Source organism: Microvirga aerilata (genome assembly GCF_016743775.1).
GTDB lineage: Bacteria > Pseudomonadota > Alphaproteobacteria > Rhizobiales > Beijerinckiaceae > Microvirga > Microvirga aerilata.
In genome coordinates this window covers 24,154-47,540 of sequence record NZ_JAEQMY010000039.1, presented here as the reverse complement: position 1 = coordinate 47,540, position 23,387 = coordinate 24,154, and the positions used below count along the sequence as shown (strand labels likewise).

The following is a 23,387-nucleotide window of genomic DNA, read 5'->3' as shown; positions in this document are numbered from 1 at the left end:
ACCCTCATCGAGGTGATGCCCCTGGGCGAGATCGACGGGCAGCGCATCGATCAGTTCCTGCCCCTCTCCCTGGTTCGTGCTCGTCTCGGGGCACGGTACACCCTGGAGGATCTGGAGGATCGCACCGGTGGCCCTGCCCGCTACGTGCGGGTGAGGGAGACCGGCGGACGGCTCGGCTTCATCACGCCGATGACCCACAATTTCTGCGAAAGCTGCAACCGGGTGCGGCTGACCTGCACGGGCCAGCTCTTCATGTGCCTGGGACAGGAGGACGCCGCCGACCTGCGGGCCCCGGCGCGCGCCTCCCAGGACGATGCCCTGCTCCGGCAGGCCATCGTGCATGCCATCGCCCGCAAGCCTAAAGGGCATGACTTCATCATCGACCGGCGCCATGCCCGCCCGGCGCTGAGCCGCCACATGAGCGTCACGGGGGGATAGGCGCTTTTCCATGAGTACGAGAGTTTCGATCTTCGGGCGCAGGGTGGCCCTTCTCGTGGGCCTGCTGGTGGCGTTCGGGGGACATGCGTCGCTTGCGAAGGAGGCCGCTCCGTCACCGCTGCCTGAGATCCGCATCGCCGTGGAAGGGGCCTACCCGCCCTTCAACTTCATCGACGCCAACAATGAGCTGCAGGGCTTCGAGGTCGATCTTCTCAATCGCCTTTGCGAGGCGATGAACGCCGCCTGCGAGCTCGTGCCCCATGCATGGGAGGGGATCGTCAAGGGGCTCCTGAACCGGGAATACGATGCGATCATGTCGTCGCTGGAGATCACGGAACGGCGCCAGAAGCGGATTGCCTTTTCCGATCCCTACTACCGGATTCCGGCCGTGTTCATCGGCTCCAAGGACGTGCCTCCGGGCGAAGTCTCTCCTGCGGCGCTCGTCGGCAAAAAGATCGGCACCATCGAGCGCAGCGATCACGAGACCTACCTGAAAACCTTCTACAGGGACTCCGAAATCGTCCTCTACGCCAAGGCGGACGAGGCCAATCTCGACCTGCTGGTCGGGCGAGTGGATGCCGTCTTTGCCGATGAACTGCTCCTTTCCAAGTTCCTGGAAAGCCGCGAAGGCGGCTGCTGCCATATCCTCGGCCACTCGCCTGCGGAGCCGGCCTATCGGCGCGAGGCCTACGGCATCGGCCTGCGCAAGGAGGACGAGAGCCTGCGGGAGCGTTTCAACCGCGCGATCGCGCAAGTGAAGGCCGATGGAAGCTACGACCGGATCCGAGCCAAGTATTTTTCCTTCGACACCAAATAGAGTCGTTTGACCCCGGCATTCTCTCTTCCTAGAACGAGAAGCGAATGATGGAGCACACGATGGCGAAGGTTGCTTTTCTCGGTCTTGGCGTGATGGGCTGTCCCATGGCGCGCCACCTCAAGGCGAAGGGTCACGAGGTCACGGTCTATAACCGCACGGCATCCAAGGCCGAGCAATGGACCTCGGAGCACGGCGGGCGTTCGGCCACAACCCCGCGCGAGGCTGCCCAGGGCCAGGAGATCGTGTTCGCCTGCGTGGGCAACGACGACGATCTGCGTCAGGTGACGCTGGGTTCCGACGGGGCCTTCCAGGGGATGAGCGCCGGCGCGATCTTCGTCGACCACACCACCGCCTCGGCGGAGGTGGCCCGCGAGCTTGACGCCGCGGCCCGGGAAAAGGGTTTCTCCTTCATCGACGCCCCGGTCTCGGGCGGCCAGGCAGGCGCTGAGAACGGCGTGCTCACCGTGATGTGCGGCGGCGACCAGGAGGCTTACGCCAGGGCTGAGCCCGCCATCATGAGCTTCGCCCGCGCCTCACGCCTCATGGGTCCGGCTGGCTCCGGCCAGCTCACCAAGATGATCAACCAGATCTGCATCGCGGGCCTTGTGCAGGGCCTCGCCGAAGGCATTCACTTCGGCAAGAAGGCGGGCCTCGACATCGAGGCGGTGCTCGAGGTGATCTCCAAGGGCGCGGCCGGCTCCTGGCAGATGGAGAACCGCGGCAAGACCATGAACCAGGGCAAGTTCGATTTCGGCTTCGCGGTCGACTGGATGCGCAAGGACTTGTCGATCGTGCTGGGCGAAGCCCGCAAGAACGGCGCGAGCCTGCCCGTGACGGCCATCGTCGACCAGTTCTATGCGGAGGTCCAGGCCATGGGCGGCAAGCGCTGGGATACGTCGAGCCTGATCGCCCGGCTCGAGAAGTAAATCTTAGAGCAGAAAGCAAAGCGCCGGAGCTTCCCCGCTCCGGCGGACAGCGTCAGCGCCGCGTCATCGAGAGGTAGACGACGAAGGCGCCGATCGCGAGGGCGAGCCCCATGATCACCATCTGGCGCGCCTCGCCCGTGAATGCCGCATCGCGATACATCTGCGAGAGGCGCCCGGCGCGCTCGGGGTCCTGGGACATGAACATCCCGATGACGATGCTCAAGGTGGCAAGGCCGATAATCCAGTAGGTGGGACGCATGCGCTTGTCTCCTTACCGTCCCTCGAACCGGGGTGCGCGCTTTTCGCGGAAGGCCGCGACTCCTTCGGCGAAGTCATGGCTGGAGCCTGCCTCCGCCTGAAGCCGGGCCTCCAAGGCAAGCTGCGCCTCCAGATCGTTCGACAGGCTTTGCGCCACCGCCTGCTTGGTCAGCCGGTAGGCGAGCCCCGGTCCGGCCGCGAGCTTCGACGCGAAGGCGGCAACATCGACCGCAAAGGAGGCATCGTCGAACACCTTGTAGACGAGGCCCATGTGCTGCGCCTCCTCGGCAGGGATCGACTCGGCGCTGAGCATGAGGGCGAGGGCCAGCTTGGGACCGACGAGCCGGGGCAGGATCCAGGTGCCGCCGGCGTCCGGGATCAGGGCGATCTTGGCAAACGCCTCCTGCAGGTAGGCCGAGCGAGCGGCCACCACGATATCGCAGGCCAGCGCGATGTTCATGGACGCGCCGACCGCCGGCCCGTTCAAGGCGGCGATCGTCGGCTTGGGATAATTGGAGAGCTTGAGGATCAGCGGGTTGTAGTCGCGGGTGAGAGCGGGTCCGAGATCGATGCGCCCCTCTTCGTCGCGCTTCAGGTCCACCGTCAGATCCTGCCCGGAGGAGAAGGCCCGCCCCTCCCCGGTCAGCACCACCACGCGGACCGCATCGTCCCGCTCGCACCGGTCCAGTGCGTCGCGAAGTTCGGCATGCATGGTGGCGTTGAACGCGTTCATCTTGTCGGGCCGGGCGAGCGTGATGGTCGCAACCGGTCCGTCGATGATGCAGCGCAGGGTGGTCAGGCTCATGCCTCAAGCTCCTTGTCGTCGAGCTTGAACATAGGGCGACCGGCCCGGTGAAGCACGAGCAAAAAATCCGGTTCAGACGAAGTAATGATCCCTCAAGGGACGGCAGCCCCCGCCGATCCGAGAGCTAAGGTCCTAGAGGCCTTCGGCCCGGGCGCTCAAGTCACTCTCGAAGGCAGCCCTGGTATAGGTTTCGCCCACGGCTTTGATCTCGTAACGGGGCTCTTCGCCGCCGGAGGGAAGAAGCTTGGTGACCACGAAGGCTCCGGTCCAGGCGGGACCGATGAAGCGCTTGGCCGTGAGCGTGACATGCTGGCCCGTGGCAAAGAGGTAGTTGGACATCGCTTGTTCCTTTCAGGACGTGGATCGGACTTGGTTTGCTGCTCAGAGAACCAGGATGCAGAACAGGCCGAAGGAGAAGATGACGCCCAAGCCTGCGAGGGACAGGAGGGTTCTGCCGTTCTTCGTCGGACCGGATTGTCGCGCGAACAACACTGCTAGTGCCTCAGCTGGCGGGGCTGCTCGTTCTTGTGCCGCGCCCGGCGAGGCAGGCTTGCCCAGGGCACAAGGTTGAGATTGGCCGCCTCGCTCATGACGTTCGAATCCACGAAACCCGGGATGTCCATTTCCTGAAATGCGCCGAGGGGCAGACCCTCGTGGCTGAGTTCGCCCTCGCCGGCCACGCAGTCGCAAGGACGGGCCGCGGAGCGGATCTGATATTGCGGTTCGGGACGCTTCGAATCCAGGCACCGGACGATGGTGTAAGGCTGCTTGCAGATCAGATGAGGGAAACGCTGCTCCGTATAAAGAACGCGTTGTCCGACGGCATAATGATGATGGGCTGTCATAGGGTATATCCTTCGTTCGCGGCATCCGTGCAGGCCGCCATACACGAACGGAGGTTCGCACCCATGCGGTCGATCGGCAGATTGATTCGATCAGAGGCGCCGATCAGAGCCCCAGATCTCGACATCCTGGGCTGCCACCTCGTGGGACATGCCGTACTGCTCTTCCAAGCGCGCGATCAGCTGCGCCTTGGTTTTGATCTGCGCGAGATCCGATATCGTGAGGCGATCCCATTTGGCTTGGATGTGGCGGATATGCCGTCCGGCGAAGATGTTGGTTTGGTCGACAGAACCATGCGTCATGAAAATGTTTAACCTGTGCAATGTAAACGTTCTCGGAACTCCGATGTTCCAAGATATTATTGTATATAGCTACCTTTTTACTTCTCGGCCCAAATAGACCTCGAGTACTTTATTTCGGAGCATCACTGGTCCTTCTTGAGCAGCCCCTCGACCTCCGCTTGGAGCACGGGCAGCAGCTCGGCCTCGAACCAAGGATTGTTCTTGAGCCACCCGTTGTTGCGCCAGGACGGATGAGGCAGCGGCAGAATGCGGGGCTTGTCCGGGCTTTCCAGGATGTCCCGCCAGCGCCTCACGGTCTCGGTCAGGCCATCGCGGAACCTGTCGCCCAGATGCCAGGCCTGGGCGTAATGGCCGATCAGGAGGACGAGTTCGAGATTGGGCATCGCCTCGAAGAGCGGCCGGCGCCAAGCCTCCGCGCATTCCCGGCGAGGGCCGAGATCGCCGCCCTTGGCGTCCTGACCCGGAAAGCAGGAGCCCATGGGCACGATGGCGACCCTGCTGGCGTCGTAGAAGGCGGCCTCGCCAATGCCGAGCCAGGAGCGCAGCCGGGATCCGGACCGGTCCGCGAAGGGAATGCCGCTCGCATGAGCCCGCGTTCCGGGCGCCTGGCTTGCGATGCACAGCCGTGCGGACGGGCTGCCCTGAAGAATGGGCCGCGGCTCATGCGGCAGGGGCGTTCCGTAGCGCGGCGCATCGCGGCAGATGCGGCAGGCTCTTAGTCGTATCGCGAGATCGTCGAAACCGGCGGGGAGGTTCATACCTCTCAGATGGGGAGCGCGGGGGCGTTTATCGAGGCTTCGGCAAGGGCGTGCCGGCCCGGTCAGCCCCGCCCCCTATGCTGCCTGCGCCAAGCCTGCGGGCGCTCGAAATCACCCTCCCACAGGCCCGCCGAACGGCGCTGAGCGCGAGCCTCCTCGGCATCGTAGTCCCGCCCATAGGAGACGGCCCAGCCCCTCTCCACCATATGGGCGCCGATGTCGCTGCCGTTCACGGTGCAGCGGGCGAGAACCCGTTTGTAACGATCGCGACCCGAGGCGCGGCAGCGGACGGTCTCGCCGGAGACAAGCTCGATCAGCTCCCGGCGGGCGGTCTCGCCGCAGGCATAGGAGCGCCCCGAGCGGGTGCATCTCTGCTCCATCTCCGGCGCATCGACGCCCTTCAGGCGAATGCGGGTCTCGCCGATGCGGATCGTGTCCCCGTCGGTCACTTGGGCCCGGCCCTCCAGCGCCCGTCCGTTGGGCTTGAGAGCAAGCGCAGCCACACCCGCGAGCGCCAGCGCCAGGATCAGCGACCCGATACCACTCGGCCGGGAGCGGCGGCTTGGAAACCTCACGACAGGCGCTCGGAGACTCCCGCCTGCCCGAAGGTGGCCATATCCCGGTGAACGGCGGCGGCGGCCTTCACGAGGCCCGCCGCCAGGGCCGCGCCCGAGCCTTCGCCCAGGCGCATGCCGAGCGCCAGGAGCGGGATCTTGCCCAGGCGCTCCAGCACGTCTTGGTGCGCGCCCTCGGCGCTGAGGTGCCCGGCGATGCAGTGATCGATGGTGGAGGGATGGATCGCGTGGAGGATGGAAGCGGCGGAGGTTGCCACATAGCCGTCGAGAACCACCGGAATGCGCTGGAGCCTTGCGGCCAGGATCGCACCCGCCATGGCGGCGATCTCGCGTCCGCCGAGGCGGCGCAGCACTTCGAGCGGGTCCTTCAGGTGATCGCCATGATGAGCGACGGCCGCCTCGACCGCCGCGACCTTGCGCGTCAGCCCTTCGTCGTCGAGGCCCGTGCCGCGCCCCACCCAATGCTCGGCCGGTCCGCCGTAAAGGACCGTGTAGATGGCGGCCGCGATGGTGGTGTTGCCGATGCCCATCTCGCCGATGGCCAGAAGATCCGTACCGCCGGCAATCGCCTCCATGCCGAAGGCCATGGTGGCGACGCAGGACTTCTCGTCCATGGCGTCGGCCTCGGTGATATCGCCGGTCGGCATGTCGATGGCGAGATCGAAGACCTTGAAGCCCAGCCCATAGGCGGCGCAGATCTGGTTGATGGCGGCCCCGCCCGCCGCGAAGTTCTCCAGCATCTGGCGGTTCACGTCGGAGGGAAAAGCCGACACACCCTTGGCGGTAACCCCGTGGCTTGCGGCAAACACGCAGACGAGCGGACGGTCGACGCTCGGATTGGGCTTGGCCTGCCAGGCGGCGAGCCACTCGGCGATCCATTCCAGGCGGCCGAGGCTGCCGGCGGGCTTGGTGAGCATGCGGTCCCGCGTCCGCACGGCCTCGACGGCGGCCTCGTCCGGACCGGGCATGGTCGTGATCAGGCGGCGGATATCGTCGAAAGGTGAGGACACGGCATCGGTCATGAGGGGCTCCAGCCCGCAAGGGCATTGCAGAACGCGAAGAGCCGTGACCTATAACGGCCCATCGACGCGGGGTGAAGCATGTCGGAGCAAATTGAGCAGGGTGAGGCGGAGCCCCTGGCAGCCTGGAAGGCCGTCACGGTCGATCTGGCCCATTGCGTGCGCTTCTATTCCCGCCTGCCGGTGCCGGTCCTGCCGTGGGAGCAGGACCCCCATGCGCTGCCGAGTTTCCCGCGCCTCGTGCGCGTCGTTCCTCTGGCGGGTCTGGTGATCGGGCTGCTCCCGGCGCTTGCGCTGGGCGGCGCCCTCCTGCTCGATCTCGGCCCCTGGCTTGCCGCGATCCTCTCCGTCGCCGCCATGACCCTGACGACCGGGGCTTTGCATGAGGATGCGCTGGCGGATACCGCCGACAGCTTCGGCGGCTCGACTCGCGAGAAACGCCTGGAAATCATGCGCGACAGCCGCATCGGCTCGTTCGGCGCCTCCGCCCTGTTCCTCTCGCTTGCCCTCCGGATCGGGGCCCTCGCGGCCCTTGCCTCGCGCATTGATGGAGGCGCGGTCATGGCGGCGGTGCTCATCGCGGCGTCCGTGTCTCGCACGGCGGGCCTCATGCCCCTGGCCTTTCTCGCCCCGGCCCGCCGAGACGGACTCTCGCAGGCGGTCGGGCAGCCCTCACGGGAAACCTTCTGGCTCGCGGCCGGGCTTGCAGGTGGCATTGCGGTGGTCCTGGGCGCATTGGCAGGCCTTCCGCCCCTCGGGATCGCCCTGATGCTGGCGCTCTCGGCTCTTTCTGGCCTCGCCTTCATCCGCTTCGCGGACCGGCACCTGGGAGGACAAACGGGGGATGTTGCCGGCGCGGCCCAGCAGGTCGCCGAGATTGCCGCGCTCATCGGCCTCTTGACCGCTCTCCAGCCATGACGACATGAAAGCATATGAGCCGAGCAACCAGCCCCTGCATCCGCGTCTGCACCCTCGATCCCGGCACAGGCCTCTGCGAGGGCTGCGGCCGTACCCGTGAGGAGATCGTCAGGTGGTACAGGATGACCGAGGAGGAGCGCCTCCAGATCATCGCCGAGTTGCCGGAGCGCATGCGCGCAGCCTTCTTCCCTGAGGGGGCCCTGACTCCCCAATCCGACCGGGCGGAATGATGCCGGGGATTCGCGGCGCAGGCCTTCTCCTGCTCATCGCGGCGCTCCTGGTGGGGCTCTTCGCCGATGAGGCAATCGGGGAGTTCTCGCCTCTCGAGGCCTCGGCCCTGCTGAGCCTGGGCGGCGTCACCCTCCTGATGGCCGCCTCCATCGTCGAAGGGTTCTCCCGCCATTGGACCTATGGGGTGCAGGCCATCGCCGTCAGCGGCGGCCTGTTCATCGCCATCCTCGTGACCTACGCCTCCCGGGACGAGTTGCAGACCGTGCTCGACCGCGCCATCGGGGACATTTCGGTGGGCCGGACCGTCGTGACGCCGGAAGGCGAAGTGGTGGCGGCCCGCAGGACCGATGGAAGCTTCGTGGTCAGGGGCGAGGTGAACGGCCGCGAGACCCCGTTCATCTTCGACACGGGCGCCAGCACCGTGGTCCTGCGCGCCGAGAACGCCGCGGCCCTCGGCTTCAAGCCGGAGAGCCTGAACTATTCCATTCCCGTCTCTACCGCCAACGGCAGCGCGCTCGCCGCGCCGGTGATCATCGAGACCCTGTCGGTCGGCTCGATCACGGAGCGCAATGTTCGCGCGCTGATCGCCCGCTCCGGCGTCCTCCACGCCAACCTCCTAGGGATGACTTTCCTGGAGCGGCTGGGATCTTACGAAGTGCGGGGGAACAGGCTGATCCTGAGGGGCAAGGGCAGCGCGGGTTAGCAGCGCCATGTGATCCCAGGTCCGCGCAATGATGCCCGCCTGTGCGGGGATGACTATGAGGGCGGTTCTATTCCGCAGCGCTGAGCCTTGCTTCCGAAGGCGCGGTCTCAACCCGAGACACCAGCGCCACCGCGTCCCGCAGGGTTTGCAGGTTCGCCCCAGGCTTGGTCGCTTCCGTCGCGAGGTGGCGGCGGTAGGCCCGGGCGCCTGGGCGGCCTGTGAAGAGCCCGAGCATGTGGCGGGTCATGGTGTGGAGCCGCTCGCCTTCGGCGAGGCGTGCTGCGATGTAGGGCTCGTAGGCCTCGACGGCCTCGAACCCGTCCGCCACAGGCGCTTTCTCGCCGTAAAGCTCAGGGTCGACGCAAAGCAGGATCTCCGGCTCGTGATAGGCCACGCGGCCGAGCATCGCGCCGTCCACGTGCTTCAGGTGCTCGTGCACCTCGGCAAAGGTCTTGATGCCGCCATTGATGGCGACCGGCAGATCCGGGCGGGCGGCCTTGAGGCGATAGACGCGGTTGTAGTCGAGAGGCGGGATGTCGCGATTTTCCTTCGGCGACAGGCCCTTCAGCCAGGCCTTGCGGGCATGCACCGTCAGCTCGTCGCAGCCGGGCGCGACCACGCAATCGGTCAGGCGGTCGAGAGCTTCTTCCGTATCCTGATCGTCCACGCCGATCCGGCACTTCACGGTGACCGGCAGGGACACGGTAGCCTTCATGGCCGCCACGCATTCGCCCACGAGCACGGGCTCCTGCATCAGGCAGGCGCCGAAGCGGCCGTTCTGCACCCTGTCCGAGGGACAGCCCACATTGAGGTTGATCTCGTCATAGCCGAAATCGGCGCAGATCCGCGCGGCCTCCGCCAGATCCTTCGGGTCCGACCCGCCAAGCTGCACCGCCACCGGATGCTCCACCCCGGAAAAGCCCAGCAGGCGCTCGCGCGGTCCATGGATGACCGCGCCCGTGGTCACCATCTCCGTATAAAGCCGCGCCCGGCGCGACAGGACGCGATGGAACGCCCGGCAATGCCGGTCGGTCCAGTCCATCATGGGGGCAACGGTGAAAAATTTCTGGGTCATCATCGATGCAATTTTTAGGAGAGCTTTCCGGTCCATCGGACCTTTAAGCAGGCTTTTCCGATATGGTGGCTCCGATCTCAAGGAAAATAAGCGGTCAGCGATGTCACAGAGCCGCAATCGATAAGGCCACGCTACCGCAATCTCGCCCGAATACGCCTGTGACCTGACTGTTCGGTCGGGCTGAACCGCCCCGAAACCAGACGCTTCAGGAGAGGATCGATCCATGGAGATCAATTGGCTGAAACTGACGGAAGGTCCCGAGGGCATCCCGGTCCCAACCTATGGTCAGTACGGCGGCCCCAACTGGTCAGGAGGCAAATTTGTCGGCGATGACGAGCCGGGAAACTACACAGTCAAGCCGGAGGACCCGCTCGATAAGCTGTTCAAGGACCATGACCAAGCCTACGATCAGCCGGATACTCTGCTGCGTGCCAAGGCCGACCTCCTGCTCATTCAAGATATCCTGCGGCAGTCTCCTGATGAAGTGAGGGGCGAAGGCGATCTCTATGCGGGCGCGGCGGCGCTGGCGATGCTCTACCAGATCGCCGTGGTCAACGGCCGCCCCGAACTCCTGCTCAAGGTCGATGTTGAGGAGATCGTCCACGGCGCCATCGATCGCATCGAAGAGGGCCGCGTCACGCCCGAGGCGCACGAGATCGCCGGACTGGTGGAGTGGCTCGGCAAGATCGGCCAAGCGCTGGCTGCCTCGGACAGCCCGGTTGCAAGAGCGATAGCCGAGCCGATTCTCGACTTTGCCGCCTCACTCGCCTCGGCCCCGCCGGCGGGTTTCCAGGATGCGCTCACGGATGGAGCGATCGACTTCATCCACGACGCGCTCCCGCAGCTTGCGGACACGGTCGAAGCCATCATCGATCCCCTCCCTCATTTTCCCGTCGAGAAGCTGTTATGCGAGGTCTCCGATCGGCTCGAAGATGCGGCGCCCTACCTCATACCTTCGGAATCGCTCAAGGTCGTAGCGAACAAGTTTGCAATCGGGGACTTCTTCTCCTGATGTAGAGCCCATCTCAGACCAGGGCAGCGGCTTTCGCGTCGAGGGCCGAGGCGGCATCGCGCGGATTGAGCCGGACCTGCAATCCACGCTGGCCGCCATTGATGAAAACGCTCGTGTGTTCGAGCGCGGATTGCTCGATCACGGTCGGGACGCGCTTCTTCTGGCCGAAGGGGCTGATGCCGCCGACGTGGTAGCCGGTGATGCGCTCCGCATCCGCAGGCTTCATCATCTGGGCCGACTTGCCGCCGAGAGCCGACGCAAGCTTCTTCAGGTTGACCTCCTGATCGGAGGGCAGGATCACGCAGGCAGGCTTGTTGTCCACCAGCACCATCAGGGTCTTGAGGACGCTGGCAGGGTCGGCCCCCATGGCTTCTGCCGCCTGCAGGCCGATGCGCTCTGCGTTCGGATCATAGTCGTAGCTGTGAACCGAGAAGGCGATGCCGGCCCCCTGAAGGGCCTGCGTGGCGCGGGTGGTCTTGGACATGGCCGAAGGATCGAGGCTCAGGACCGATCAGTGATCGTGCTTATGGCCATGATTGTGGCCGCATCCGCAGCCCGGGCCGTGCTCGTGATTATGGTGATGATGGTCATGCGCGTGATCATGGCTGTGGTGCCCATGGTCGTGGTGAGCATGGTCGTGATGCGCATGAGCGTGCGCATGGGCATGCGCGTGGCTCTCGCTGTGGCTGTGGGAGTGGCTATGGCTGTGACCATGATGATGGTCGTGGTCGCAATGGTGGGCGCTGCGCTCCGGCCGGAAGGGGCGCTCCACCGGGGTTGCCGTGCAGCCCTGCCCGCGCACCAGCTCGGCCACGGCCGGGTTGTTCTCCACGTAGAGGGCGTCGGCTGCCACCTCCACCAAGCCATGCTGGCTGCCGAGGTGCCAGGCGAGCCGCGTAAGCCGCAGCGGGTTTTCGGCCTTCACCTCCAGCAGGGGCTCGGCCGCGGCCTTCACCTGCACGAGGCTTCCGTCTTCCAGCCGCAGGGCATCGCCGTCGTTGACGGTGGTCTCCATGTCGAGATCCAGCAGGATCTCGGTGCCGCCCTCCCCTTGGAGCCTGGCCTGGCGGCGGTTGCGGGCCTCGTGATCGAGGGTGATCGTGTCGACGATACGGTCGGCCTTCACGGCGGGCTTGCGGACGATGGTGGTGACGCGGGGCATGGGCTCGTCTCGGTAAAGATGGGGTGGAACTCAGATAGGAAGCCTTGCCGGATGCGGCTATCCCGTCGGCCGATTAATAGCCCACCTTGTCGGGCTTGACAGCCCAGGCATCGAACACCGCCTTGGCCTCCAGGCTCGGCTGATGGTCCATGGGGATGATGCGCTCGGAGATGGGCTTGGGGATTTCGTCGTAGATCAGGCTGTCGTCGAAGCCGATATCGGCCGCATCCTGCCGGGTATTGGCATAAACGATGCGGGAAACCCGTGCCCAGTAGGCGGAGGCCAGGCACATGGGGCACGGCTCGCAGCTCGTGTAAAGGGTGGCGCCTTCGAGGGAGAAATCGCCGACGGCCTGGCAGGCGCGCCGGATCGCCGTAACCTCGGCATGGGCCGTCGGGTCGTTCGCCGAGGTGACCTGGTTCCATCCCTCGGCCAGAACCCTGCCGTCACGCACGATTACGGCGCCGAACGGCCCACCGGCGCCCTCCTCCATGTGCTCGCGGGACAATTCGACGGCGCGCGCGAGATGGCGCTGATCTTCGAGTTTGTTGGTGCTCATGGGGCCTATTTACCGTTTGAGGCGGCGGGAGGCGAGAGATTTTCCGTGGCGTCATCCTCGGGAGGGTGGGAAGCGCGGGAAGGGAAATTCAGAACGCTGGGCGCGTGAGTGGATCCCCTTCCCTCGCCTGCGGCTCGCCGGGGATGACAGGGCGGCGCTGACCTTGGTGTCATTCCCGGCCGAAGCGCAGCGCAGGGGAAGGGAATCCACTCACACGGGCACCGCCGAGGCCCCCCTTCCCGCGCTTTGCGCGCCGGGGATGACGGTGGGACGTCAGTCTTTCATGACCTTCTCCCGAACCTGCAGGAGCTGCGCGGTCACGGAGGCCGCGATGATGGCAGGGTCCTTGTCGGCAATGCCGTGGAGGCCGATGGGGCAGACGAGCGAGCCGATTTTTCCCTGGGACAAGCCGAGCTCCCGAAAGCGTTTCTCGAACCGCGCCCGCTTCGTGGCGCTGCCGATGAGGCCCACATAGGGAAAATCCCGCTTCAGGGCCGCCGCCGTAATGGCCATGTCGAGTGGATGGTCGTGGGTCATGACCAGGACGAGGGAGCCCGGCTCGGCTTCCGCGATCTCCGCCTCCGGGTCCCGCATGCGCACCGCTTTTGCGTTGGACGGAAGGTACGACGGAAAGGCATCCTCCCGGGCGTCGAGCCAGCGCACGGCGAACGGCAAGGGCGCGAGCGACAGCACGAGGGCGCGGCCCACATGTCCAGCCCCGAACAGAAGAACGGGCGTGCGGGCCTCCCCGTGAGTTTCGCGCCAGCCAGCCCTAGGGCCATCGCCCACGGACGACGAGACCTCGCGTCTCACCCGGCCCTCCTCAAAGCGGCACGCCACCTCGAACAGGCGATCCCTGGCTTCCACCTCCGCCAACCCTGCGAGGTCTTCCAAGTCCTGGGGCCCGAAGGTCTCGATCAGGATCTTCACCCGCCCGCCGCAGCACTGGCCGAGATCCGGCCCGAGCGCCTGGTCGACGATCCGCGCCGGCCCGCGCCCTTGCGCCAGCATCTCGCGGGCGATGTCGAGCATGCGGAATTCGAGCTGGCCGCCGCCGATGGTCCCGTGGAAGGCGCCGTCCGGGCGCACGACCATATGGGCGCCGGTCTCCCGCGGCGCGGAGCCTTTCACGTCATGCACGGTGATGAGGGCGGCGCTTTTGTGCCTTGCCACGAAATCGGTGAGCTGGCGCCAGACCCTCACCCCATCGGCCTCCCTCGCAGCGCCTCGCAGGCCCTGAGGATAGCCTCCGGCGTCGCAGGCGCGTTCAGGGGCACGGGCTTCGACGGATCGAGCGCATGAACCGCATCGGCCAGCGCGCAGAACACGCTGTTCGCCAGCATGACCGGCGGCTCGCCCACGGCCTTGGAGCGGTAGATCGTCTCCTCCCGGTTGGAGTTGGGATAGAGCGCCACGTTGAAATCGGCCGGAATGTCGGACGCGACCGGAATCTTGTAGGTGGAGGGCGCATGGGTGAGCAGATGCCCCTCCTTGCTGAAGACCAGCTCCTCGGTGGTGAGCCAGCCCATGCCCTGCACGAACCCGCCCTCGATCTGGCCGATGTCGATGGCCGGGTTCAGGGAGCGGCCCACATCGTGCAGGATGTCGGTTCGCAGCAGCCGGTTCTCGCCTGTAAGCGTATCGACGATCACCTCGGAACAGGCTGCCCCATAGGCGAAGTAGAAGAAGGGCCGACCCGTGGCCTTCTCGCGGTTCCACGTGATCTTCGGGGTCTTGTAGTGCCCTGCCTCCGACAGCGACACGCGGGCCAGAACGCATTTCTTCACCAGCTCGTCGAAGCTCACGCTCTCGTTGCCGACGAAGACCCGGTCGTCGCGGAACACGATCTGCTCCTCGGGGACGTTGTAGGTCTCGGCCGCATGGGCAATCATGCGCCGCTTGATCGCTCCGGCCGCAACACGCGCCGCCATGCCGTTGAGATCGGACCCGGACGAGGCCGCCGTCGGCGAGGTGTTGGGCACCTTCGCGGTTGTCGTCGCGGTGATGCGCACCCGCTCCATGGCGATGCCGAACTCCTCGGCCACCACCTGCGCGACCTTGATGTAGAGCCCCTGCCCCATCTCGGTGCCGCCGTGGTTCAAGTGCACGGAACCGTCCTGGTACACGTGCACCAGGGCGCCGGCCTGGTTCATGTGGGTGAGCGTGAAGCTGATGCCGAATTTCACCGGCGTCAGCGCGATGCCGCGCTTCATGATCGGCGAGGACGCGTTGAAGGCAGCGATCTCCTCGCGCCGTGCCCGGTAGTTCGAGGTCTGCTCGAGGGTGCGCACGAGATTGACCAGGGTGTCCGTCTCCTCGACCTCCATTCCGTAAGGCGTGAGGTTCTCACCCGGCCGGTAGAAATTCGTGTAGCGCACGTCGAGCGGATCGCGTCCCGTCGCCCAGGCGATCTGATCCATCACGTGCTCGATGGCCAGCATACCTTGCGGACCGCCGAAGCCGCGGAAGGCGGTGTTGGAGACCGTGTTGGTCTTCAGCCGTTTCGAGGCGATGCGCACGCTCGGCATCCAGTAGGCGTTGTCAGCGTGGAACATCGCCCGGTCCACCACGCCGCCGGAGAGATCCGCCGAATTGCCGCAGCGGGCGAGCAGATCGACCGCATAGCCTTGGATGCGCCCATCCTCGTCGAAGCCGACATTCCAGTCGCAGCGGAAGTCGTGGCGCTTGCCGGTGAGGATGAAGTCGTCGTCACGATCGAGGCGCAGCTTGCAGGGCCGGCCGGTCGCGCGCGCCGCGAGCGCTGCCGTGACGGCCCATTGCGTTGCCTGGCTTTCCTTTCCGCCGAACCCGCCGCCCATGCGGCGAGTCTCGCAGGTGACATAGGCGTCGGGGATGTTCAGGACGCGGGCGACCACATGCTGCACCTCGGTTGGGTGCTGGGTCGAGGAATAGACATGAACGTCCCCGTCCTCGCCGGGAATCGCGAAGGCCACCTGGCCCTCGAGGTAGAAGTGCTCCTGCCCGCCGATGCGGAACCCACCGTCGAGCCGGCGCGGCGCCTGCGCAATGGCGGCATTCGGATCGCCGCGTCCGTAAGCGTAATCCGGCAGCACGGTCTCCCCGCGCTCCAGCGCGTCTTCAACGGTGATGCTGGGCGTCTCGGCTTCGATCTCCATCACCGCCTTCTTCACCGCCCGGCGCGCAACGTCGCGGGTCGTGGCGACGACCGCGAAGAGCGCTTGGCCCAAGAAGCTGATTTCGCTGTCGACGAACAGCGGATCATCGCCGAAGGCAGGCGACACGTCGTTCTTGCCGGGAATGTCGGCCGCGGTGAGCACGGCCACGACACCGGGGAGGCTGCGCACGGCCGAGACATCGAGGGAGATCAGGCGCCCGCGCGCCTTCGGCGACTGGCCGACCGCCACGTGGAGCGTGCCCTCGGGCTCACGGATGTCGTCGATATATTGCGCGGAGCCCTGGACGTGCTTGACGCCGGAATCGTGCGGCAGGGGCTGACGCACATGGCGGAGTGCCTCCGCATCCATCGTCGGTTTGGTGGGTGCGTTCATGGCCCTACTCCGCCGCCTGGAGCGCGTCGCGCTGGCCGACGATCCGCGTCGCATGGGTCTCGCCGGATGCGGTCTCGCTCAGGGCCTTGAACACGAGATTGCGGGCCACCGTCGAGCGGTACGAGGCCGAGGCGCGATGATCGTCGAGGGGCTGGTAGTCGCGGGCGATGGCCGCCATCGCCTCGCCCCAGGATGCGGGCTCGTCGAGGGAAAGGCCAACCAGGGCCTGTTCGGTCTCCTTGGCACGCTTGGGGGTTGCCGCCATGCCGCCGAAGGCCACCCGCGCTTCCGCGATGCGGCGTCCATCGAGGGTGAACTTGAACGCGCCCATTGCGGCCGAGATGTCCTCGTCGAAGCGCTTCGAGATCTTGTAGGCGCGAAAGACCTCGCCCACCTTGAGCTTCGGCACCGTCACGCGGCGCAGGAATTCGCCCGGCAGACGGTCCTGCCTGCGATACGCGATGAAGAAGTTGTCGAGCGGAATGGTGCGGGTGTTCTCGCCCTGGCGCAGCTCGAGTTCCGCGCCGAGAGCGATCAAAGCCGGAGCGAGATCGCCGATGGGAGAGCCGTTGGCGATGTTCCCCCCTACCGTTCCGGAAGCCCGGACCTGCGCCGATCCGAAGCGGCGCATGAGTTCGCCGAGATCGGGGTCGATCCGCGCCAGCGATGGATAAACCTCCGCATGGGTCACGGTCGCCCCGATGCCGAGCGCCTCGGCGCCATCCTCGATCAGATCGAGACCGGCCACGCGCCCGAGCCAGATGATCTTCTCGATCTCGGCCATGCCTTTGGTGATCCACAGGCCCACATCGGTGCAGCCGGCGACCAGGGTTGCGTCAGGGTGCTGGGCGTAGAGGGCTGCAAGCGAAGCTTCGCTTGAGGGGGCGGCAAAGAAACGGGTCTCATCGCCGATGAAGACATCCTGCCCGTCGGCAAGCCGTGCCAGCCCCTGGACCGTCTGTTCCATGCTTTGGGTAAAAGTGTCGTCCGGCCGCCGGCCGCAAGCCTGAAGCGCCGCATCGGCAATCGGCCTGTAGCCCGTGCAGCGGCAGAGGTTGCCGGCGAGCGCATCGTTGACGCTCTCGCGGCTCAAAACCTGCTCGCCTCCGTGGTAGAGGGTGAACAGGCTCATCACGATGCCCGGGGTGCAGAAGCCGCACTGGGAGCCGTGGCTTTCCACCATGGCGGACTGGACCGGATGCAGGTCGCCATGGGCGGCCAGATCCTCGACGGTCACGAGTTCCGCTCCGTCGATCTGGCCGAGGAGCAGGATGCAGGCATTGAAGGGTTCGTAATGGACGCGCCCGTCCCTCACCCGCCCCAGAGCCACGGTGCAGGCGCCGCAATCGCCCTCCGCACAGCCCTCCTTGGTGCCGACGCGGCGCTCCTGAAGTCTCAAGTAATCCAGAAGCGTGGTGCGCGGGCGAAAGCCTGAAACCTCGACTGCTCGTCCTTGCCGCCAGAAGCGGATAGTGTCTCGTACCACGATGATCCTCCGCCGGTTGGACCCGGCCTTGTTATGGTGGGCCGGGTAGAATGACGGAGCAAGGCCTTTTCGCCAAGGGGATCGAACGGAAGGGGATCGAACCAGAAGTCGCACCCGGGGGAGCGAGCCGGTTCGACCGCCCCGGGTGCCGGCTTACCAGGTGCCGGTGTTCTGCATCGACGCCCAAGGCTCCTGCGCGGGCTTCGGATCGCCGCGCTGGAGCAGCTCGATGGAAATGTTGTCGGGAGTTTTGACGAAGGCCATGTAGCCGTCGCGGGGGGGACGGTTGATGGTCACGCCCGCATCCATCAGCTTCCGGCAGGTCTCATAGATGTCGTCGACCCGATATGCGAGGTGGCCGAAATTCCGTCCGCCCGCATATTCATGCTCGTCCCAGTTGTAGGTGAGCTCCAGAAGCGGCGCCCTCGTGTGCTCGGCCTTCTCCACATCCCCGGGAGCCGCCAGGAAAACAAGGGTGAAACGCCCCTTCTCGTTCTCGATCCGGCGCACTTCGACAAGGCCGAACTTGTTGCAGAAGAAGTCGAGGGATTGATCGAGATTCGAAACGCGAACCATCGTGTGAAGGTATTCCATGGTGTCTCCCCTTACGCTCGGGTAGGTCATGGCGTATTTGCCGGAGAGATCAAGAGGTACCTTTTTATCGCGCCCGAAATGCCTTGGATTTGCTCAAGAAAGGATGACTTTAAACAAGCTCTGTTTCACACAGCCTTGCAGCCTGTCGCCGCAGCCCCAAACTTAAACTTTATTACAGTCAAGAGAGTTTTCATGCGAACCGATACAGCCCAGATCGTCCGCCTTGTGGACTACCGGCCCAGCGACTTTCTGATCGACAGCGTCGAACTCGATGTCTCCCTTCATCCGACGGCAACACAGGTCAGGGCGACGCTTGTGGTGAGGCCCAATCCGGACGGGCGCCCGGGCGCTCCCCTCGTTCTCGACGGCGACGAACTGAACCTCAAGGCCGTGGCTCTCGACGGACGCTCCCTGGCTGAGGAGGAGTTCGAGGCCTCGCCGCAATCCCTGACGATCATGCAGCCACCGCGGCAGTCCTTTACGTTGACCGTCGAAACGGAGCTCAATCCGACGGCGAACACCAAGCTGATGGGGCTTTATCGGTCGAGCGGGAATTACTGCACGCAATGCGAGGCCGAGGGTTTTCGGCGCATCACCTATTTCCTCGACCGGCCGGACGTGCTGGCGGTCTATACCACCCGCATCGAGGCGGACCGCGACGAGGCGCCGGTTCTTCTGGGCAACGGCAATCCCGTGGAGAGCGGATCCGTCGAAGGCTCGAACCGGCACTATGCCGTCTGGGAGGACCCGCACCCCAAGCCGTCCTATCTCTTTGCTCTTGTGGGGGGAAGGCTCGGCCGGGTGTCCAAGTCCTTCACGACCATGAGCGGCCGCGCGGTCGAGCTTGCGATCTATGTGGAGCCCGGCAAGGAGGATCGCGCCGACTATGCCCTGGACGCGCTTGAACGCTCCATGGTCTGGGACGAGCGGGTCTTCGGCCGCGAGTACGACCTCGACGTGTTCAACATCGTTGCCGTGTCCGACTTCAACATGGGCGCGATGGAGAACAAAGGCCTCAACATCTTCAACGACAAATACGTACTGGCGAGCCCGGAGACCGCGACCGATATGGACTATGCCCATATCGAGGCGATCATCGCCCACGAGTATTTCCACAACTGGACAGGCAACCGGGTCACCTGCCGCGACTGGTTCCAGCTCTGCCTGAAGGAAGGCCTGACGGTCTTCCGCGACCAGGAATTCTCGTCAGACGAACGCTCCCGCCCGGTGCATCGCATCGCGGAGGTGAAAACCCTGCGGGCGCGCCAGTTCCTGGAGGATTCGAGCCCCCTGGCCCATCCCGTGCGGCCGACCCAATATCGCGAGATCAACAACTTCTATACCGCCACGGTCTACGAGAAGGGGGCCGAGATCGTCCGCATGCTCAAGACGATCATCGGGAACGAAAGCTTCCGGCGCGGCATGGATCTTTACTTCGAGCGTTGCGACGGCACCGCTGCCACGGTCGAGGATTTCCTGGAGGCCTTTGCGGAGGTCAGCGGCCGCAGCCTGTCTCATTTCGCCCGCTGGTATGAACAGTCGGGCACGCCGCGGGTTACGGTCAAAAGCCATTATGATAAGGCGGCCGGGACCTACCGCCTCGATTTCACGCAGAGCACGCCGCCGACCCCCGGGCAGCCGAACAAGGAGGCAATGGCGATTCCGGTCGTCCTCGGCCTGGTCGCCCATGACGGGTCCTCCGTCGAGGCGGCCTGCGAGCAGGTGGATGAGCGGGGAGTCTTCATTCTCGACAAAGCCGCGGACAGCCTCACCTTCACGGGCGTGACGTCGCTTCCCGTCCCTTCGCTCTTCAGGGGCTTTTCGGCTCCCGTGAAGGTCACCCTGGATCTGCCGAACGAGGAACTGCTCGTCCTCCTGCAGCACGACTCGGATGCATTCAACCGCTGGCAGGCGGCGCAGACCGTCGCGATGCGCCATCTGGCGGCTCTCTCGAATGGAGCCCAGGTTTCAGACGAGGAGATCGACGCCTTTTCGACTGCTCTCTGCTCCTTCATGGACACGGATGCGCTGCGGGATCCCGCCTTCGCGGCCCTTGTCCTGACCCTTCCCAGCGAAGCCGACATTGCGCAGGAGATCGGAAAGGATGTGGATCCCGATGCCATTCACCGGGCGCGGTCGGACATGCGCCGGCGTATCGGAAAAACCTGCTCCGCGCATCTGCATCGCTTCTACGAGGAGCTGGCCGATTCAGGCCCCTACAGCCCCGATGCGGCAAGCGCCGGGCGCCGTGCCCTGCGCAACGCCTCTCTCGACCTCATCGCAGCGGCCGACCAGGCAGCCGGCGAAGAGCTCGCAGCGGCACAGGCCGAGTCCGCGAGCAACATGACGGACCGCCTTGCCGCCCTCAGCGTCCTGACGACCCTTCCGGGCGCGGCGCGCGAGGAGGCGATCACCCAGTTCGGCGAGCGCTACCGCAACGAACCGCTTGTTATGGACAAGTGGTTCACCTTGCAGGCGGCCATCCCGGAGGATGACACGCTGGAGAGGGTGAAGGGTCTGATGGAGCACCAGGCCTTCTCAATCGGCAATCCAAACAGGGTGCGCTCGTTGATCGGCAGCTTTGCGATGCTGAACCAGGTTCAGTTCAACCGCATCGACGGCGCAGGCTATGACTTTCTTGCCTCTATCGTGCTTCGAGCGGACGAGCTGAACCCGCAATTGGCCGCACGTCTCCTGACGGCCTTCAGCACCTGGCGGATGATGGAAAGCACCCGTCGGGAACATGCTCAGCGGGCCCTCTGGACGATTTCCAGAAAGCCCAATCTTTCCCGGGATGTAGGCGATATCGTGAGCCGAACGCTCGATGGTGACGACGCTAAATAACCTATATGTTTGAAGAGGTTGCATGACTTATCCAAGCTTTCCCCAGGGCACTGCGCAGCAGGGAATTTTTTATTAACCCTCGGGTTCTACTAACTAGACAAATCACCTTCCCAAGATTCTATTGTTAGTGATTCGGAGAGATGCGGCACGTCCTCCGAAACAGGACGAAAATGGTTCCGGAGGGAGCATCGCATGGCGGGGGCGGTGACCGCATGCGTACCCGCGCGTGCGGGTACGATTCTAGGGGTGACGCGGTCAGACGCGAACCCGACATATCGACGGCTCGAGCAATATGAGCCCTTGTTGAGACTGGCCGTTCCGGCCCTTCTCATCCTGTTTCTCGTCACGTTGGCGGGAAGCGCCTGGATCCAGATTCGGGACGGTCGCAAGGACACTCTCTTCGACGCCATCAACGACATCGACATCATCGCATCGCTTTCGGCCGCAAAGCTTGGAGGCTATTCGGCGCCCGCGAGCTCGGTCGAGGCTGCTGCGCATCTTGAGCTGCTGGCAAAGGACATGCCGCCGAGCGCATTGACGCAAAGCCGCACCCTGATGCTGGTCGACCAGACGGGCGCCATTCTGGCGGTCTACCCGCCCCTGGAGAATGCGCCCGGCAAACTCAGCGACATCCTGGGCGATGCGCAGCCCCTGGCGCTCTTTGCGGATCGTGCCGGCGTCATGACCATCAAGCTGCCCGGCGGCCATGAGGGCATGGCCACCGTTCGCGCGCTGCCGGCCTCCTCCGGCCAGATCGCGCTCGTGCAGCCGATGCCTCACATCCTGTCCGGCTGGTGGACGCGCACCATCGGGCACGTGTCACTCCTGGGCGCCACCATCGTGGTTCTTCTCGGGATCGGCGTAGCCTATGTGATGCAGGCCAACCGCGCACGCGCAGCCGACGAGGTCTGCGAGAAGGTGCGCGATAGGATCGACTCCGCTCTCAACCGCGGACGCTGCGGCCTGTGGGACTGGGATATCGGCCGCGGACGCATCTACTGGTCCGATTCCATGTACGAGCTGCTCGGCTACGAGCGGCAGGACGAGTTTCTCTCCTTCGGCGAAGTGAATGCCATGATCCATCCCGAGGATCAGGATCTCTTCACCCTGGCCGAGCAGCTGGCCTCCGCCAGCACGTCGCTCGTCGATTACGAGTTCCGCATCCGCAGCCTCACGGGCGACTGGGTGTGGCTGCGCGCCCGCGCCGAGCTGATGAACGATCCTGACGACGCGGCGAGCCATCTCGTGGGCATCGCCGTGGACGTGACCGAGCAGCGCGGCCTGGAAGAGAAGACCGCCAAGGCCGATGCACGCCTGCACGACGCCATCGAGGCGATCTCCGAAGCCTTCGTGCTGTGGGATGCCAACAACAACCTCGTGCTCTGCAATTCGAAGTTCCAGAAGCTGCACGAGCTGCCGGCCGACGCGCAGCTTCAAGGCAAGCCCTATGCGGAAGTGATGGCGCTCGGCCGGCCGCCGGAAGTGCAGCACCAGTTCCTGCGCCGCGAGCAGCAGGATGTGGGCGCCCGCACCTTCGAGGCGCGCCTTCAGGACGGCCGTTGGCTTCAGATCAACGAGCGCCGCACCAAGGACGGCGGCTATGTGTCCGTCGGCACGGACATCACCGCGCTTAAGCGTCATGAACACCGCCTCGTCGAATCCGAGAAGGAGCTCATCGCCACGGTTCTCGATCTGAAGCAGTCGCGCCAGAAGCTCGAAGCGCAGACGCATCAGCTCGCCGACCTTGCCGAGCGCTACCTCGACCAGAAGGCCCAGGCCGAAAGCGCCAACCGCGCCAAGTCGGAGTTCCTGGCCAACATGAGCCATGAGCTGCGCACGCCGCTCAACGCCATCATCGGCTTTGCGGAAGTGATGCAGAGCGGCATCTTCGGCTCGCTCGGCTCGGACAAGTACGAGGAGTACTGCACCGACATCCGCTCGAGCGGCGAGTACCTTCTTTCGGTGATCAACGACATTCTCGACATGTCGCGCATCGAGGCGGGCCGCACGACGCTCACCAAGCAGCCGCTCGAGGTGCATGCCTCGATCCAGCGCGCCCTCAAGCTCGTGGGCGAGCAGACCAAGGCGAAGAACCTCTCGGTCAGCGTCGACGTCAACCCGGACACCATCGTGGTGCCGGCCGACGAGCGCGCGCTGCACCAGATCCTGGTCAACCTGCTCCAGAACGCCACGAAGTTCACCAGCGACGGCGGCTGCATCACGGTGCGCACACGCCAGGCCGGCAACGCTGTGAACATCTATGTGGAAGACAACGGCATCGGCATTCCCGATCACGCCCTGCACAAGCTGGGACAGCCCTTCGAGCAGGTCGAGACCGAGTTCTCCAAGAGCTACAAGGGCTCAGGCCTCGGCCTTGCCATCGCCCGCTCGCTCACCGAGCTCCATGGCGGGTCCTTGCGCATCAAGAGCCAGGAGGGAGTCGGCACCATCGTGCTCGTCCACCTGCCGCTGACGGAAGCCACCCACGCCGACATCGCATTGGCGGATGCGGCGGCATAAGTCGCATCCGTT

General features: G+C 65.1%; 25 protein-coding genes. 9 read left to right on the top strand and 16 right to left on the bottom strand.

Annotated features, from left to right (window positions below):
* The 3 genes from JKG68_RS20635 to JKG68_RS20625 form a co-directional block, all read left to right on the top strand.
* Positions 1 to 438 (top strand): GTP 3',8-cyclase MoaA family protein (locus JKG68_RS20635; protein WP_512699486.1); only part of this gene is annotated, 438 nt, incomplete at its 5' end.
* Positions 439 to 448: 10 nt separating this feature from the next.
* Entirely contained in the window at positions 449 to 1,255 is an 807-nt protein-coding gene (locus JKG68_RS20630) for an ABC transporter substrate-binding protein (protein WP_202063244.1), read from the top strand.
* A 47-nt stretch (positions 1,256 to 1,302) separates the two neighbouring features.
* On the top strand, positions 1,303 to 2,181 hold the full coding sequence (locus JKG68_RS20625) for an NAD(P)-dependent oxidoreductase (RefSeq protein WP_281399180.1): 879 nt from the start codon (positions 1,303 to 1,305) through the stop codon (positions 2,179 to 2,181).
* 52 nt (positions 2,182 to 2,233) lie between these two features.
* Here the strand turns inward: JKG68_RS20625 and JKG68_RS20620 are convergent, their stop codons facing one another.
* From JKG68_RS20620 to cobT, 8 genes are all read right to left on the bottom strand, one after another.
* A complete protein-coding gene (locus JKG68_RS20620; protein ID WP_202063242.1) occupies positions 2,234 to 2,440 on the bottom strand; it encodes a hypothetical protein in 207 nt (68 codons plus the stop codon).
* 12 nt (positions 2,441 to 2,452) lie between these two features.
* Positions 2,453 to 3,244 carry an enoyl-CoA hydratase-related protein gene (locus JKG68_RS20615; protein WP_202063241.1) on the bottom strand — a complete coding sequence of 264 codons (792 nt, stop codon included), beginning with the start codon at positions 3,242 to 3,244 and terminating at the stop codon, positions 2,453 to 2,455.
* 132 nt (positions 3,245 to 3,376) lie between these two features.
* On the bottom strand, positions 3,377 to 3,583 hold the full coding sequence (locus tag JKG68_RS20610; RefSeq protein ID WP_202063240.1) for a hypothetical protein: 207 nt from the start codon (positions 3,581 to 3,583) through the stop codon (positions 3,377 to 3,379).
* A gap of 155 nt (positions 3,584 to 3,738) precedes the next feature.
* On the bottom strand, positions 3,739 to 4,089 hold the full coding sequence (locus JKG68_RS20605; RefSeq protein ID WP_202063239.1) for a hypothetical protein: 351 nt from the start codon (positions 4,087 to 4,089) through the stop codon (positions 3,739 to 3,741).
* Positions 4,090 to 4,179: 90 nt separating this feature from the next.
* Complete coding sequence (locus tag JKG68_RS20600) at positions 4,180 to 4,389, bottom strand: CsbD family protein (RefSeq protein ID WP_202063238.1); 210 nt, start codon at positions 4,387 to 4,389, stop codon at positions 4,180 to 4,182.
* A 122-nt stretch (positions 4,390 to 4,511) separates the two neighbouring features.
* Entirely contained in the window at positions 4,512 to 5,147 is a 636-nt protein-coding gene (locus tag JKG68_RS20595; RefSeq protein WP_202063237.1) for a uracil-DNA glycosylase family protein, read from the bottom strand.
* A 62-nt stretch (positions 5,148 to 5,209) separates the two neighbouring features.
* Positions 5,210 to 5,722 carry a thermonuclease family protein gene (locus tag JKG68_RS33585; RefSeq protein WP_202063236.1) on the bottom strand — a complete coding sequence of 171 codons (513 nt, stop codon included), beginning with the start codon at positions 5,720 to 5,722 and terminating at the stop codon, positions 5,210 to 5,212.
* Positions 5,719 to 6,744 (bottom strand): nicotinate-nucleotide--dimethylbenzimidazole phosphoribosyltransferase, encoded by a 1,026-nt coding sequence (gene cobT, locus JKG68_RS20585; protein WP_202063235.1) that lies wholly within the window; start codon positions 6,742 to 6,744, stop codon positions 5,719 to 5,721. Before cobT ends, JKG68_RS33585 begins: the two co-directional genes overlap by 4 nt.
* Before the next feature lie 78 nt (positions 6,745 to 6,822).
* Between cobT and JKG68_RS20580 the strand changes: the two genes are divergently transcribed.
* Genes JKG68_RS20580 through JKG68_RS20570 form a run of 3 tightly spaced genes read left to right on the top strand, consistent with a single transcriptional unit; the run spans position 6,823 to position 8,593 of the window.
* A complete protein-coding gene (locus tag JKG68_RS20580) occupies positions 6,823 to 7,659 on the top strand; it encodes an adenosylcobinamide-GDP ribazoletransferase (RefSeq protein WP_202063234.1) in 837 nt (278 codons plus the stop codon).
* Positions 7,660 to 7,673: 14 nt separating this feature from the next.
* Positions 7,674 to 7,889: a DUF1289 domain-containing protein gene (locus JKG68_RS20575; RefSeq protein ID WP_202063233.1), complete on the top strand. Its 216-nt coding sequence runs from the start codon at positions 7,674 to 7,676 to the stop codon at positions 7,887 to 7,889.
* A complete protein-coding gene (locus tag JKG68_RS20570) occupies positions 7,886 to 8,593 on the top strand; it encodes a retropepsin-like aspartic protease family protein (RefSeq protein ID WP_202063232.1) in 708 nt (235 codons plus the stop codon). Before JKG68_RS20575 ends, JKG68_RS20570 begins: the two co-directional genes overlap by 4 nt.
* 67 nt (positions 8,594 to 8,660) lie before the next feature.
* Here JKG68_RS20570 and dusA read toward each other — a convergent pair whose 3' ends face one another.
* Entirely contained in the window at positions 8,661 to 9,668 is a 1,008-nt protein-coding gene (gene dusA / locus JKG68_RS20565; RefSeq protein ID WP_202063246.1) for a tRNA dihydrouridine(20/20a) synthase DusA, read from the bottom strand.
* Between the two features lie 223 nt (positions 9,669 to 9,891).
* Here dusA and JKG68_RS20560 point away from each other — a divergent pair, with 223 nt between their 5' ends.
* Entirely contained in the window at positions 9,892 to 10,680 is a 789-nt protein-coding gene (locus JKG68_RS20560) for a phospholipase A2 family protein (protein WP_202063231.1), read from the top strand.
* Between the two features lie 13 nt (positions 10,681 to 10,693).
* On the opposite strand, the gene ybaK is transcribed toward JKG68_RS20560, so the two are convergent.
* The 7 genes from ybaK to JKG68_RS20525 form a co-directional block, all read right to left on the bottom strand.
* Complete coding sequence (ybaK, locus tag JKG68_RS20555; protein ID WP_202063230.1) at positions 10,694 to 11,164, bottom strand: Cys-tRNA(Pro) deacylase; 471 nt, start codon at positions 11,162 to 11,164, stop codon at positions 10,694 to 10,696.
* A gap of 27 nt (positions 11,165 to 11,191) precedes the next feature.
* Positions 11,192 to 11,842, bottom strand: coding sequence for an urease accessory protein UreE (locus JKG68_RS20550; protein ID WP_202063229.1), 651 nt, complete (start codon positions 11,840 to 11,842; stop codon positions 11,192 to 11,194).
* A 73-nt stretch (positions 11,843 to 11,915) separates the two neighbouring features.
* Positions 11,916 to 12,401 carry a nucleoside deaminase gene (locus JKG68_RS20545; RefSeq protein ID WP_202063228.1) on the bottom strand — a complete coding sequence of 162 codons (486 nt, stop codon included), beginning with the start codon at positions 12,399 to 12,401 and terminating at the stop codon, positions 11,916 to 11,918.
* A gap of 273 nt (positions 12,402 to 12,674) precedes the next feature.
* A complete protein-coding gene (gene xdhC / locus JKG68_RS20540) occupies positions 12,675 to 13,604 on the bottom strand; it encodes a xanthine dehydrogenase accessory protein XdhC (RefSeq protein WP_202063227.1) in 930 nt (309 codons plus the stop codon).
* Entirely contained in the window at positions 13,601 to 15,931 is a 2,331-nt protein-coding gene (xdhB, locus tag JKG68_RS20535; protein WP_202063226.1) for a xanthine dehydrogenase molybdopterin binding subunit, read from the bottom strand. The genes xdhC and xdhB overlap by 4 nt, the downstream gene beginning before the upstream one ends.
* A gap of 4 nt (positions 15,932 to 15,935) precedes the next feature.
* Positions 15,936 to 17,417 carry a xanthine dehydrogenase small subunit gene (gene xdhA / locus JKG68_RS20530; RefSeq protein ID WP_202063225.1) on the bottom strand — a complete coding sequence of 494 codons (1,482 nt, stop codon included), beginning with the start codon at positions 17,415 to 17,417 and terminating at the stop codon, positions 15,936 to 15,938.
* Positions 17,418 to 17,570: 153 nt separating this feature from the next.
* The gene (locus tag JKG68_RS20525) at positions 17,571 to 18,011 is read right to left on the bottom strand and encodes a VOC family protein (protein ID WP_202063224.1); all 441 of its coding nucleotides are present in this window, start codon (positions 18,009 to 18,011) and stop codon (positions 17,571 to 17,573) included.
* A gap of 192 nt (positions 18,012 to 18,203) precedes the next feature.
* Between JKG68_RS20525 and pepN the strand changes: the two genes are divergently transcribed.
* Positions 18,204 to 20,855, top strand: a complete 2,652-nt coding sequence (gene pepN / locus JKG68_RS20520) for an aminopeptidase N (protein ID WP_202063223.1) — start codon at positions 18,204 to 18,206, stop codon at positions 20,853 to 20,855.
* A gap of 303 nt (positions 20,856 to 21,158) precedes the next feature.
* Entirely contained in the window at positions 21,159 to 23,375 is a 2,217-nt protein-coding gene (locus JKG68_RS20515; protein WP_246515667.1) for a PAS domain-containing sensor histidine kinase, read from the top strand.
* The last annotated feature ends 12 nt before the right edge of the window (positions 23,376 to 23,387 follow it).

Coding starts and splice junctions, on each gene's coding strand:
- JKG68_RS20630 (WP_202063244.1), top strand. CDS start 449: ATGAGTACGAGAGTTTCGATCTTCGGGCGCAGGGTGGCCCTTCTCGTG.
- JKG68_RS20625 (WP_281399180.1), top strand. CDS start 1,303: ATGGAGCACACGATGGCGAAGGTTGCTTTTCTCGGTCTTGGCGTGATG.
- JKG68_RS20620 (WP_202063242.1), bottom strand. CDS start 2,440: ATGCGTCCCACCTACTGGATTATCGGCCTTGCCACCTTGAGCATCGTC.
- JKG68_RS20615 (WP_202063241.1), bottom strand. CDS start 3,244: ATGAGCCTGACCACCCTGCGCTGCATCATCGACGGACCGGTTGCGACC.
- JKG68_RS20610 (WP_202063240.1), bottom strand. CDS start 3,583: ATGTCCAACTACCTCTTTGCCACGGGCCAGCATGTCACGCTCACGGCC.
- JKG68_RS20605 (WP_202063239.1), bottom strand. CDS start 4,089: ATGACAGCCCATCATCATTATGCCGTCGGACAACGCGTTCTTTATACG.
- JKG68_RS20600 (WP_202063238.1), bottom strand. CDS start 4,389: ATGACGCATGGTTCTGTCGACCAAACCAACATCTTCGCCGGACGGCAT.
- JKG68_RS20595 (WP_202063237.1), bottom strand. CDS start 5,147: ATGAACCTCCCCGCCGGTTTCGACGATCTCGCGATACGACTAAGAGCC.
- cobT (WP_202063235.1), bottom strand. CDS start 6,744: ATGACCGATGCCGTGTCCTCACCTTTCGACGATATCCGCCGCCTGATC.
- JKG68_RS20580 (WP_202063234.1), top strand. CDS start 6,823: ATGTCGGAGCAAATTGAGCAGGGTGAGGCGGAGCCCCTGGCAGCCTGG.
- JKG68_RS20575 (WP_202063233.1), top strand. CDS start 7,674: ATGAGCCGAGCAACCAGCCCCTGCATCCGCGTCTGCACCCTCGATCCC.
- JKG68_RS20570 (WP_202063232.1), top strand. CDS start 7,886: ATGATGCCGGGGATTCGCGGCGCAGGCCTTCTCCTGCTCATCGCGGCG.
- dusA (WP_202063246.1), bottom strand. CDS start 9,668: ATGACCCAGAAATTTTTCACCGTTGCCCCCATGATGGACTGGACCGAC.
- JKG68_RS20560 (WP_202063231.1), top strand. CDS start 9,892: ATGGAGATCAATTGGCTGAAACTGACGGAAGGTCCCGAGGGCATCCCG.
- ybaK (WP_202063230.1), bottom strand. CDS start 11,164: ATGTCCAAGACCACCCGCGCCACGCAGGCCCTTCAGGGGGCCGGCATC.
- JKG68_RS20550 (WP_202063229.1), bottom strand. CDS start 11,842: ATGCCCCGCGTCACCACCATCGTCCGCAAGCCCGCCGTGAAGGCCGAC.
- JKG68_RS20545 (WP_202063228.1), bottom strand. CDS start 12,401: ATGAGCACCAACAAACTCGAAGATCAGCGCCATCTCGCGCGCGCCGTC.
- xdhB (WP_202063226.1), bottom strand. CDS start 15,931: ATGAACGCACCCACCAAACCGACGATGGATGCGGAGGCACTCCGCCAT.
- JKG68_RS20525 (WP_202063224.1), bottom strand. CDS start 18,011: ATGGAATACCTTCACACGATGGTTCGCGTTTCGAATCTCGATCAATCC.
- pepN (WP_202063223.1), top strand. CDS start 18,204: ATGCGAACCGATACAGCCCAGATCGTCCGCCTTGTGGACTACCGGCCC.